Consider the following 11,048-nt stretch of genomic DNA (forward strand, 5'->3'; position numbering starts at 1 on the left):
GAATCGCCCCCCGTCCACACGGCGACGGGGGGACCGACGATCTGGGACGGCACCCTACCCGGCGGTACGCCCGGCGGTCAGCCTCCGCCTGCGCCAGAGCACCAGCGGCAGCGCGCCCGCGAAACCGAGCGCGACCGGCGAGGCCGCGACGGCGGCGTTCAGCCCCGACTGGTCGAAGGTGCCGGGGACCGGCAGGGTCGACCAGCGGTTGAGCGGCCAGGCCACCACGACGGCGCGGCCGACGACCTCGTCCGTGGAGACCGTGCCCTTGCCGGGGAGGTTCTGGTGGTACCGCGAGTCCAGCGAGTTCTGGCGGTGGTCGCCCATCACCCAGATCCGGCCCTCGGGCACCTTCAGCGGGCCGAACGGCATGTCGTTGCACGGGGTGTTGCCGGGGAAGATGTACGACTTCTCGTCCAGCGCCTTGCCGTTGACCTTGACCGGCCCGTCCTTCTTGCACTCCACCGTGTCGCCGCCGACCGCGATGACCCGCTTGATCAGGTCCTTCTCCTCGGAGGAGGGCATCAGACCGATGAAGCTGAGGAACTTCTGCACCGCGTTGGGGTCGGTGCCCTCGCCCGGCGGGAGCCAGCCGCCCGGGTCGTGGAAGACCACGACCTCGCCGCGCTCGGGCTCGGAGCCGAACCACGGCGTCAGCTTGTCCACCAGCACGCGGTCACCGCGCTGGAGGGTGTCCTGCATCGAGTCCGAAGGGATCGAGAACGCCTGGACCAGGAACGTCTTGATCAGCAGTGCGAGCAGCAGCGCGATGCCGATGAGGAGCGGCAGCTCCTTCCAGAAGGAGCGGTGCTTCTTCTGCTTCGCGCCGTCCTCGTCCTCCGCGGGAGCCCCTGCGGAGTCGTCCGTCACCGGGGGTGCGGGCGGCTCAGGGCTCTCGGCGGTCGCGCCCGCGGGCTCTTCCGGCCGGTCCTCGGGCCCTTCGTGTCCGGATCGTGTGCCGACGGCCACATCCCCCACATCCACTCCTCACTCCGTGCAACAGCCTGTCCCGGACGGGGTACAGGCCCACCACTCCCATAACGAGCGGGAGTTCCGCAGGGGTCGGGAGCCGGATCATCGCCTTGCGATCCTGAGAGGACAGACTATTCGACGCACCCGGTGCCGCGGCCGACCCCGTGGGCGCGTCCGGCACGGATGCGAACGTCTCCGGCTCCTCCAGTTCGCGCCAGTGGCCGAACGGCCACGCGATGACCACGGCGCGGCCCACGACGGAGTCCTCGGCGATCGTGCCGTGGTGCTCCTCGTCCAGGTGGAACCGCGAGTCGGCCGAGTTCGCCCGGTGGTCGCCCATGACGAACAGCCGCCCCTCGGGGACCTTGACCTCGAACTTCATGGTCGACGGCGCGTTTCCGGGATGGACGTACGGCTCGCTGAGCGGAGTGCCGTTGACGGTGACCTGACCGTTCTCGTCGCAGCACCGGACGGTGTCGCCGCCGACCGCGACGACGCGCTTGATGAGGTCCTGCTCGTCGTCGGACGGCAGGATCCCGATGAAGGCCAGCGCCTGCTTGGCCTGCTTGATGCCCACGGGGTCGTCCGATTTTGCGGTCTTCTCGTCCTTCAGCCAGTCGCCGGGGTCCTTGAAGACGACGACGTCGCCGCGCTGCGGCCGGGAGCCGAACCACGGGGTGAGCTTGTCGACGAGCACCCGGTCGCCGATCCGGATCGTCTGTTCCATCGAGCCGGACGGGATCACGAACGCCTGCACCAGGAAGGTCTTGAGGACGAGCGCGATCAGCAGCGCGACGGTGATCAGGATCGGGATCTCCTTCACCGTGGACCTGCGCCTGCGCCGCCGCACCTTGCGGGCGAGCCTGCGCCGCTCGACGCGGGTCGGCGCGGGCCTGGCGGCCGCCTGCTGCTCCTCGCCGCCCTGCGGGGAGCGCGGCCTGCCCCGGTTACCCATGCGCGGCGCCGGGCTCCGGCACGTCGGCGAAGGCCCCGGAGGGGTCGAAGGAGGTCCAGCGGCCGAACGGCCAGCCGATCCAGTCGACCCGCCCGATCACCTTGCCCACGGGCACCATGCCGCCGCCGGGAGATCCGAGGTGGTCGCGGGAGTCGCTGGACCTGCTGCGGTGGTCGCCCATCACCCAGAGCGTGCCCCGCGGCACGACGACGTCGAAGGGCGCGTTGGACGGGGCGTCGCCCGGCATGAGGTACGGCTCGTCGACCGGCGTGCCGTTCACGCTGAGCCTCCCCCGCCCGTCGCAGCAGACCACGCGGTCGCCGCCGACCCCCACCACGCGCTTCACGAAGTCGGTCTCGGCGGGCTCGCTGAGTCCCAGCGCGGCCCCCGCCGCGCGCAGCAGTCCGGTGACCGGGTTGCCGCGCGGCGCCTCGTCGACGAAGGAGCCCGTGCCGTCGAAGACGACCATGTCCTCGCGGCGCGGCTCGGCGCCGAAACGGTACGCCAGCTTGTTCACCAGCACCCGGTCGCCGACCCGCAGGGTGGGTTCCATGGAGCCGCTGGGGATCAGGAAGGGCTGCACCACGAAGGTGCTGAGCAGGAACAGGAAGACGACGCAGGCGGCTGCCAGGGCGCCGGTTCCCGGCCGCCGCAGCAGCCGCCGCGGCCAGGAGGGCCGGGGAGAACGCGCGGAGCGCGACCCCTCCCCGTCGCCCGTGATGGGTTCGGAGGAGGAGCCGCGCTCCGTGTGCTGTGCTTCGGTGTCCATCGGGGCCAGAGCCTATCCGGCCCGTCCGACGGCTCCCGCGGCAGCTCAGTTGTCGCGCTTCTCCTTGATCTTCGCGGCCTTGCCGCGCAGCTCACGGAGGTAGTACAGCTTGGCGCGACGGACGTCACCGCGGGTCACGAGCTCGATCTTCTCGAAGATCGGGCTGTGGACCGGGAAGGTGCGCTCGACGCCGACGGAGAACGAGACCTTGCGGACCGTGAAGGTCTCGCTGACGCCCGAGCCCTGGCGGCGGATGACCACGCCCTTGAACTGCTGGATGCGGGAGCGGTTGCCCTCGATGACGCGCACGTGGACGTTGACCGTGTCACCGGGACGGAAGGCCGGGACGTCGGTGCGCAGGGAGGCAGCGTTGACGCTGTCGAGCAGGTTGGACATTTCCACTGCTTTCTTCGCCGATGCCACAGGTCATCAGCGGGAGATCGAGATGAGTTCAGAGTGCCGTCCACGTCGGTCACGCGTCGTTCCCCCTGTGGCAGGGGCGCACGCCGGACGTAGGGCAGCGGCCTATTCTTCCACGTCCGGCACCCTGCGCCAAAATCGGCCGCCGGGTTCCGGGGCCCAGCCCAGGATGGAGAGGATCTCGCGGTCCTTCTTGTCGAAGGCCGCGGGGTCGCAGCGCTCGACGAGGTCGGGCCGGTTGAGCACCGTGCGCCGGAACGCCTCGTCGCGCCGCCAGCGCGCGATCTTCCCGTGGTGTCCGCTGAGCAGCACGTCGGGGATGCCCCGGCCGCGCCACTCGGGGGGCTTGGTGTAGACGGGGCCTTCCAGGAGGTTGGCCATGGCGCCGGGCGCGAAGGAGTCGTCGCGGTGCGACTCGGCGTTGCCGAGGACGCCGGGCAGCAGCCGGGCCACGGCCTCGGTCACGACCAGGACGGCCGCTTCGCCGCCGGCCAGCACGTAGTCCCCGATGGAGACCTCGTAGACCGGCACGCGGGTCGCGTACTCCTCCGTCACGCGGCGGTCGATGCCCTCGTAGCGGGCGGGCGTGAAGATCAGCCAGGGCCGCTCGGAGAGTTCGACGGCGAGTTCCTGGGTGAAGGGGCGTCCGCTGGGGGTCGGGACGACGATCACGGGGCCGTGGGCGCCCGCCTCGTACCCGTCGGCGATCGTCTGGTCGAGGCAGTCGCCCCAGGGCTCGGTCTTCATGACCATGCCGGGGCCGCCGCCGTAGGGGGTGTCGTCGACCGTGTTGTGCCGGTCGTACGTCCATTCCCGCAGGTCGTGCACGTGCACGTCGAGCTGGCCGCGCGCGCGGGCCTTGCCGACGAGCGAGACGTTCAGCGGCTCCAGGTACTCGGGGAAGATCGTGACGACGTCGAGCCTCATCGGGCGTCGCCCTCGGCATCGGTCCCGCCCTCGGCGCCGGCTCCGGCGTCGGTCCCGCCCTCGGCGTCGCGGCTGGAGGCGACCTCCGCCTCGGCCTCGTTCAGCAGTCCGGGCGGCGGGGTGATCACGGCCTTCTGCTCGGCCAGGTCGATCTCGGTGACGATCTCCTCGACGAAGGGGATCATGACCTCGCTGCCGTCGGGGCGCTCCACGATGAACAGGTCCTGCGAGGGCAGGTGGGAGATCTCGGTGATCCGCCCGACCTCGGTGCCGTCGGCGAGCACCACGTCGAGGTCGATCAGCTGGTGGTCGTAGAACTCCTCGGGGTCCTCGGGGAGCTCCTCGGGGTCGACGTCCGCGATGAGCAGGGTGTTGCGCAGGGCCTCGGCCCCGGTGCGGTCCCGCACTCCTTCGAAGCGCAGCAGCAGTCGGCCGCTGTGCACCCGGCCGGTCTCGATGGTCAGCGGTCCGGCGGACGCCGGATCGGTGGCCAGTACGGCGCCGGGACCCAGCCTCAGCTCCGGCTCGTCGGTACGCACCTCGACGGTGACCTCGCCCTTGATGCCGTGGGCGCGGCCGACCCGCGCGACTACCAGCTGCACTCTCAACTCTCCTGTCGTACGACAACGGGCCGGGGCGGGCCCGTAAGCCCTCCCCGGCCCGTGCCGGTGCACTTAAGCAAAAACAGCCGACCCGCTCAGCGGACCTGGTCCACGTCGACGAGGTCGACGCGGATGCCGCGGCCGCCGATGGCGCCCACGACGGTACGCAGAGCGCGAGCGGTGCGGCCGTTGCGGCCGATCACCTTGCCGAGGTCGTCGGGGTGGACCCGGACCTCAAGCACGCGCCCGCGGCGCAGGGTGCGCGAGGCGACCTGCACGTCGTCGGGGTTGTCGACGATGCCCTTCACGAGGTGCTCAAGAGCCTCCTCGAGCATGCTCAGGCCTCGGTCGACTCGGTCGACTCGGCCTTCTCGGCCTCGTCCGCCTTCTTGTCGGACTTCTTCGCCTTCGGGGTGATGGCCTCACCCTTGGCGTCGTCGCCCTCCAGGGTCTTGGCGAAGGCGTCGAAGGAAGAGCGCTTGTCTTCCTTGGTCGCCGGGGCCAGCAGCGGCTTCTCCGGGGCCGGCAGGCCCTTGTGCTTCTGCCAGTCGCCGGTGAGCTTCAGGATCGCGAGGACCGGCTCGGTCGGCTGGGCGCCGACGGACAGCCAGTACTGCGCACGCTCCGAGTTGACCTCGATGCGCGAGGGGTTCTGCACCGGGTGGTACAGACCGATCTCCTCGATGGCCCGGCCGTCACGGCGGGTGCGGGAGTCGGCGACGACGATGCGGTAGTGAGGCGCGCGAATCTTACCGAGGCGCTTCAGCTTGATCTTGACTGCCACTGGAGTGGTGTCTCCTGGTCTTGACGTGGTTGGGCACAACGGGATGCCACGTGGGGTTGCGGTACTCGGGGTGCCCGATGGACGCGTCAGCCGGAGGAGAGAGGGGTCCTGTGCGACTGCGAGTACAGCTAGCCATTGTGCCACACCATTCCAGGTCAGCCGACGGCGGCTACGGCTTCGGGAATGCGGAACGGCTTCCCGCAGCCCCCGCAGACGATCGGCGCCTGGGCGAGCACGGAAGGGACCACGCGCACGTTGCGCCCGCAGTCGCAGACGGCCTTGACCCGCACGCCGCCGCCCGACGAGCCGTGCCTGGCGGCCGGTCCGCGGAAGGAGCGCTTGGTGTCGGCGGCCGTCGCGACGGTGTGCGCCTTGAGGGCCCGCTGCAGCCGCTCGATGGTCGGGCGGTACCGCCGCTTCGCCTCGGCGTTGAGCGTGACCAGCGAGAAGCCGCTGCTGGGGTGCGGCTCGTCGGGATGGTCGAGGCCCATCTCCTCGGCGATCGCCAGGAACCGTCGGTTGTGGTAGCGGCCGGCGCGGGAGGTGTCACGGACACCCCGCGCCGCCGCGATGCCGTGGACCGCTTCGTGAAGCAGTCGCTCGAAGGAGAGTTCGGCGCCGCAGGCGGACGACGACTCTCCGATCAGGGACTCGGGCGCGGCAAGATCGGGCAGCTCGGGGTGGAACCGCTGAATGTCGGCCCACGCCTGCGCCAGCTCTGCGGCGAGAACAGTTGGTGTCGTGCTCACGTCGTGACAACGAGCCGGGGTGCCGCTGTGTTCCTATTCCGGGGCATCCCAAATAATTTGCACGTACCCGTCAGTTGCCGTTGATGCGTCCTGACGAGGGCGGGTGCGCTGATCTGCGGAGAAGCCGTCACAGCTCACAACAAGCCGGTACGTAGCGGGGGTGCGCCCCGGCGCGCGGAACGGCTCCGCGCGCCGGGGCGGAAGTCGCCCGGTGCGGCCCCGCGGGGCGCCCGGGGCGCGTCGTCCGCCGGGCTCCGGCGCTCAGTAGGAGCGGGCCACCACGGCGAGGTTACCGGGGGTGTCGTCCGCTTCGGGCACCGCCCCCTCCTCGGTGACCAGACAGCGTACGGACACCGCCTGTTCGGCGAGCTTGGCCTCGCCCTCGGGGCCGAGCACCGACCACGGGATGCGGGCCCAGCCGCCCGCGGTCGCGGCCTCCGCCGCCTCCTCGATCGTGGTGACGTCGCTGGTGCGGGACTCGCGGCGCTCCCTGGACTGGGCCAGCAGCAGCGCCTGGTCCTCCACCAGGACGCCCGGCAGCAGCGCGGCGAGGCCGTCGATCGACACCGGCTCCTTGCCGCCGGGGATGCGGCGGGCCAGCATCGCGGTGCCCGCCTCCAGGTCGCGCGGGCCGACCTCGACCCGTACGGGCACGCCCTTGAGCTCCCAGTCCACGGCGCGGCGCCCGAAGGGGGTGTCGACGCGGTCGTCGACGTGCACCCTGATCCCGGCGGCGCGCAGGGCGTCGCCGATCTCGCGGACCTTGGCTACGGCCTCGTCGCCCTTGATCGCCATGACGACGACCTGGACGTGGGCCAGGCGCGGCGGGACGCGCAGGCCGTTGTCGTCGCCGTGGGACATGATCAGGCCGCCGACCATGCGGGTGGAGACGCCCCAGGAGGTCTGCCAGACGTGCTCCTGCTTGCTGTCCTTGGACAGGTACTGGGTGTTGAACGCCTTGGCGAAGTTCTGGCCCAGCTCGTGGCTCGTGCCCATCTGGAGGGCCTTGCCGTCGCCCATCATCGCTTCGAGCGTGAGGGTGTTGATGGCGCCCGCGAAGCGCTCCTTGGCGGTCTTGCGGCCCAGCACGACGTCGATGCCCAGCACGTCGACCATGAAGTCGGCGTAGACGTCGCGGTGGATGCGGGCCGCGTAGTCGCGGGCGTCCTCGTACGTGGCGTGGGCCGTGTGGCCCTCCTGCCAGAGGAACTCGGAGGTGCGCAGGAAGACGCGGGGGCGCATCTCCCAACGGACGACGTTGGCCCACTGGTTGATCAGCAGGGGCAGGTCGCGGTAGCTCTGCACCCACTTCGAGAAGTAGTCGTTGATGATCGTCTCGGAGGTGGGGCGGACGACGACCGGCTCTTCGAGCTCCTTGCCGCCGCCGTGGGTGACCACCGCGAGCTCGGGGGCGAAGCCCTCGACGTGCTCGGCCTCCTTGGTCAGGTAGGACTGCGGGATGAAGAGCGGGAAGTACGCGTTCTGCGCACCCGCCCCCTTGATGCGCGCGTCCATCTCCTGCTGCATCCGCTCCCACAGGCCGTAGCCGTACGGGCGGATGACCATCGTGCCGCGCACCGGGCCGTTGTCCGCGAGCTCGGCCTTGTTGATCAGGTCCTGGTACCAGCGGGGGAAGTCGTCCGCGCGGGGGGTGAGAACGGGTGCCTTTGCCATGGCGCGCATCGTACGGCGGGGCGGGACGGGAGCGGGAATCGGGCGGCCCGGTGGGAGGCCGTCGGCAAACTCCCGTCGGACTCTGGACTTGGGCACGGATGCGGAGTTCCCTGGCATACGGGGGGAGTGCGCGCGCACATGCACGGGGGGATGTCAACCAGGGCAAGTCGACCTCTCGGCGGATTGGGGCGCTTTCGATGACACCTACGCTCGTCCGGCATCGCTGGAACACGGGCCCCCAGGCAGGGCCCGCGACGCCGACCGACCCGTGTGCGCGGGCCAGGGACTGGGCCGAGATCCAGGAACGGATGCTGGTTCCCCTCTACGAGGCGGTGTACGAGCGCCTGGAGGTCGGGGCGGGCACGCGGCTGCTGGGGCTCGGCTGCGGTTCCGGGCTCGCCCTGCTGCTGGCGGCGAAGCGCGGGGCGCGGGTCACCGGGACGGAGGCCGACCGGGAGCGCATGGCGCTCGCCAGGGAGCGGCTGCTGCCCGACTCCGGCGGCGGCCGCTCCGGCGGGGACCGCGGTGCCCGGCTGCTGGCGGGCGGTGACGCCGGGGTCGCGGGCGCGGGACCGTACAACCTCGTGACCGCGTTCGCGCCGGTCGGGTGCGCGGACGGGGACACGGACGGGCTCGCAGGGGAGCTGGAACGGGCCGTCGCGTTCGCGGAGCGCGGCAGCCCGGTGGTCGTCACCGGCTGGGGCCCGCCCGAGCGGTGCGCCACGTCGGCGGTGCTGCGGGTGGCGACGCGGCTCGCGGAGTCCCTGACCGAGCCGGGGCGCTGGCGGCCCTCCCTCCGGGACGACCTGGAGGACGTCGTGGCGCGGTCGGGGCTGAAGCCCGACGGGTCGGGGCGGGTGGCGTGCCCGTTCGGCTACGCGGACGTGGGGAGCGCGGTGCGGGGGCTGCTGTCGACCGGGCTGTTCGACGGGGCGGTGCGGGCGACGGAGCTCGGGCAGGTGGAGAAGGAGGTGGCGGAGGCGGTGCATCCGTACGTACGGGGGGACGGGGCGGTGTGGATGCCGAACGTCTTCCGCTACTTGATCGCACGCACGCCGTAGGGGGCCCGCTCCCCCGAAAGACCGCGCGGGAGCGGGTCGGGCGCCACGCGCACCCGCCCCCTACGCCTCCTTCGTCAGGCGCGTCACGCCCGCCGCCCGGTACGCCGCCTCCTCCTCAAGCGTCTCGTTCTCCAGCAGCGCCTCCGACAGCGCGTCCAGCTTCCCCCGGTGCTCGCGCAGCAACCCGCACGCCCGCTCGTAGCACTCGTCCACGATCCGCCGCATCTCCGCGTCCACCGCGTCCAGCGTCGCCGGCGCCGCCGACAAGCCGTACGCCTGCTGGGCGTCGTTCGGGATCGCCGTCAGCCTGCCGACCTTCTCGCTCATCCCCCACCGGCCCACCATCCCCCGCGCCATGTTGGTGACCTGTTCCAGATCGCTCTCCGCGCCCGTCGTGATCACGCCGAACACCACCTGCTCGGCGGCCATCCCGCCGAGCGCGCCGATGATCCGGCCGCGCAGGTACTCCTCCGTGTACGCGTACTTGTCCGCGTCCGGCGTCGACAGCGTCACGCCCAGCGCCCGCCCGCGCGGCACGATCGTGATCTTGCGGACCGGGTCGGCGCCCGGCTGGAGCATGCCGAGCAGGGCGTGCCCGCTCTCGTGGTACGCCGTGCGCCGCCGCTCCTCCTCCGGCATGACCAGCGGACGCTCCGCGCCGAGCTGGACCTTCTCCAGCGCGTCGGACAGGTCGGCCTGGGTGACCTCGGACTGCTTGCGCTTCACCGCGAGCAGCGCGCCCTCGTTCGCCAGGTTCGCCAGCTCCGCGCCCGTCATGCCCGGGGTCGTACGGGCGATCTGGGCGAGATCCACGTCCGCCGCGAGCGGGATCTTCCGGGTGTGGATCTTGAGGATCGCCTCCCGGCCGCCCCGGTCGGGCGGGCTGACCGTGACCACCCGGTCGAACCGGCCCGGCCTGGTCAGCGCCGGGTCCAGGACGTCGACCCGGTTGGTGGCCGCGAGGACGACGACGCCCTCCGAGCCCGAGAAGCCGTCCATCTCGGTGAGGATCTGGTTCAGGGTCTGCTCGCGCTCGTCGTGGCCGCCCATCCCCGAGCCGCCGCCGCGCGCCCGCCCGATGGTGTCGATCTCGTCGATGAAGACGATCGCGGGGGCGACCTTGCGCGCCTCGGCGAACAGCTCGCGCACCCGGGACGCGCCCACGCCCACGATCATCTCGATGAACTCGGAGGCCGAGGCCGAGAAGAAGGGGACGCCCGCCTCGCCCGCGACCGCCCGCGCGAGCAGCGTCTTCCCGGTGCCGGGCGGGCCCGCGAGGAGCACGCCGCCGGGCATCTTCGCGCCCATCCTCCGGTAGGAGTCGGGGTTCTTCAGGAAGTCGACGACGTCGTTCAGCTCGCCCTCGACCTCGTCGATGCCCGCGACGTCCTCGAAGGTGGTGCGCTTGTCGGACTCCAGCTCCACCGGCTTGGGCGGCGGCTTCCTGTTCAGCGCCCCGCCGCCCATCGCGGCGCCCATCCGCCGCGCGATGAAGATCCACAGGAAGACCAGGAGCAGCATCGGGGCGAGCGAGATGAGCAGGTTGGAGAGGAAGCTGCGCTCCTCCACGACCGGGGTCGCCGTGACCGTGACGTCGTCCTTGGTGAGCTGCGCCCACAGGTCGTCGTCGGCGAAGGCCGGGCGCTGGGTGGTGAACTTGGTGTACTTCCCCTTCCCCCCGTCAGGCAGCTCGGCCTCCTTCTTGAGCTGGCCCTGGATCGCGTCGCCCTTGGAGTAGATCTTCGAGACGTTGTTCGCCTGGACCTGCTTGCTGAACTCCGTGTAGGAGACGGTCGGCTCGTCGCCGTCGTTGAAGAACGACAGGATCAGGTTGGTGACCAGGTACACGACCAGCGCGGTGAGGATCAGTCCGCCCCAGCCGCCGGGCATCTTCTTCCTGGGCGGGGGCGGCTCGGGCGCGCCCTCCGAGCGCCACGGCTGGTCCGGGGTCTGGCGCGGCGGCACAGGGTTGCTCATGATTCGGACGTTAAGCCACAAAAGCGCCGTGGGGGCCCCCCCGCCCGGGGGGGCCCCCCCCCCCCCCCCCCGGGGGCGCCCGCGCGCGCCCCCCCCCCCCGGCGCCCGCCCCCCGCCCCCCCGCCCCAGGCCCCGGCGGGCCCCCCCGGCGGCCCCCC

12 protein-coding genes are annotated in these 11,048 nt (G+C 71.6%); 1 reads left to right on the forward strand and 11 read right to left on the reverse strand.

Features of this window, described 5'->3' with window-relative positions; translation table 11 throughout:
• Positions 1-54 precede the first annotated feature (54 nt).
• The 10 genes from lepB (ACIBNE_RS39170) to proS form a co-directional block, all read right to left on the reverse strand.
• Positions 55-969, reverse strand: a complete 915-nt coding sequence (lepB, locus tag ACIBNE_RS39170) for a signal peptidase I (protein WP_399280535.1) — start codon at positions 967-969, stop codon at positions 55-57.
• Positions 887-1,927 (reverse strand): signal peptidase I, encoded by a 1,041-nt coding sequence (gene lepB, locus ACIBNE_RS39175; protein ID WP_399280509.1) that lies wholly within the window; start codon positions 1,925-1,927, stop codon positions 887-889. The genes lepB (ACIBNE_RS39170) and lepB (ACIBNE_RS39175) overlap by 83 nt, the downstream gene beginning before the upstream one ends.
• On the reverse strand, positions 1,920-2,696 hold the full coding sequence (gene lepB, locus ACIBNE_RS39180; RefSeq protein ID WP_399280511.1) for a signal peptidase I: 777 nt from the start codon (positions 2,694-2,696) through the stop codon (positions 1,920-1,922). The genes lepB (ACIBNE_RS39175) and lepB (ACIBNE_RS39180) overlap by 8 nt, the downstream gene beginning before the upstream one ends.
• A 45-nt stretch (positions 2,697-2,741) precedes the next feature.
• Complete coding sequence (gene rplS, locus ACIBNE_RS39185) at positions 2,742-3,092, reverse strand: 50S ribosomal protein L19 (RefSeq protein WP_399280513.1); 351 nt, start codon at positions 3,090-3,092, stop codon at positions 2,742-2,744.
• 129 nt (positions 3,093-3,221) lie between these two features.
• On the reverse strand, positions 3,222-4,043 hold the full coding sequence (gene trmD / locus ACIBNE_RS39190; RefSeq protein WP_399280515.1) for a tRNA (guanosine(37)-N1)-methyltransferase TrmD: 822 nt from the start codon (positions 4,041-4,043) through the stop codon (positions 3,222-3,224).
• Positions 4,040-4,645 carry a ribosome maturation factor RimM gene (rimM, locus tag ACIBNE_RS39195; protein ID WP_399280517.1) on the reverse strand — a complete coding sequence of 202 codons (606 nt, stop codon included), beginning with the start codon at positions 4,643-4,645 and terminating at the stop codon, positions 4,040-4,042. The genes trmD and rimM overlap by 4 nt, the downstream gene beginning before the upstream one ends.
• A gap of 95 nt (positions 4,646-4,740) precedes the next feature.
• Positions 4,741-4,980 (reverse strand): RNA-binding protein, encoded by a 240-nt coding sequence (locus ACIBNE_RS39200; RefSeq protein ID WP_003980229.1) that lies wholly within the window; start codon positions 4,978-4,980, stop codon positions 4,741-4,743.
• A gap of 2 nt (positions 4,981-4,982) precedes the next feature.
• Entirely contained in the window at positions 4,983-5,429 is a 447-nt protein-coding gene (gene rpsP, locus ACIBNE_RS39205; RefSeq protein WP_399280519.1) for a 30S ribosomal protein S16, read from the reverse strand.
• A gap of 155 nt (positions 5,430-5,584) precedes the next feature.
• Positions 5,585-6,178 carry a hypothetical protein gene (locus ACIBNE_RS39210; protein WP_399280521.1) on the reverse strand — a complete coding sequence of 198 codons (594 nt, stop codon included), beginning with the start codon at positions 6,176-6,178 and terminating at the stop codon, positions 5,585-5,587.
• A 261-nt stretch (positions 6,179-6,439) separates the two neighbouring features.
• Positions 6,440-7,852 carry a proline--tRNA ligase gene (proS, locus tag ACIBNE_RS39215; protein ID WP_399280523.1) on the reverse strand — a complete coding sequence of 471 codons (1,413 nt, stop codon included), beginning with the start codon at positions 7,850-7,852 and terminating at the stop codon, positions 6,440-6,442.
• A 197-nt stretch (positions 7,853-8,049) separates the two neighbouring features.
• On the opposite strand from proS, the gene ACIBNE_RS39220 reads away from it, so the two are divergent.
• Complete coding sequence (locus ACIBNE_RS39220; RefSeq protein WP_399280525.1) at positions 8,050-8,913, forward strand: SAM-dependent methyltransferase; 864 nt, start codon at positions 8,050-8,052, stop codon at positions 8,911-8,913.
• Positions 8,914-8,973: 60 nt separating this feature from the next.
• On the opposite strand, the gene ftsH is transcribed toward ACIBNE_RS39220, so the two are convergent.
• Entirely contained in the window at positions 8,974-10,890 is a 1,917-nt protein-coding gene (gene ftsH, locus ACIBNE_RS39225; RefSeq protein ID WP_399280527.1) for an ATP-dependent zinc metalloprotease FtsH, read from the reverse strand.
• Between the last annotated feature and the right edge of the window lie 158 nt (positions 10,891-11,048).

It is taken from the genome of Streptomyces sp. NPDC050504 (assembly GCF_044458065.1).
GTDB lineage: Bacteria > Actinomycetota > Actinomycetes > Streptomycetales > Streptomycetaceae > Streptomyces.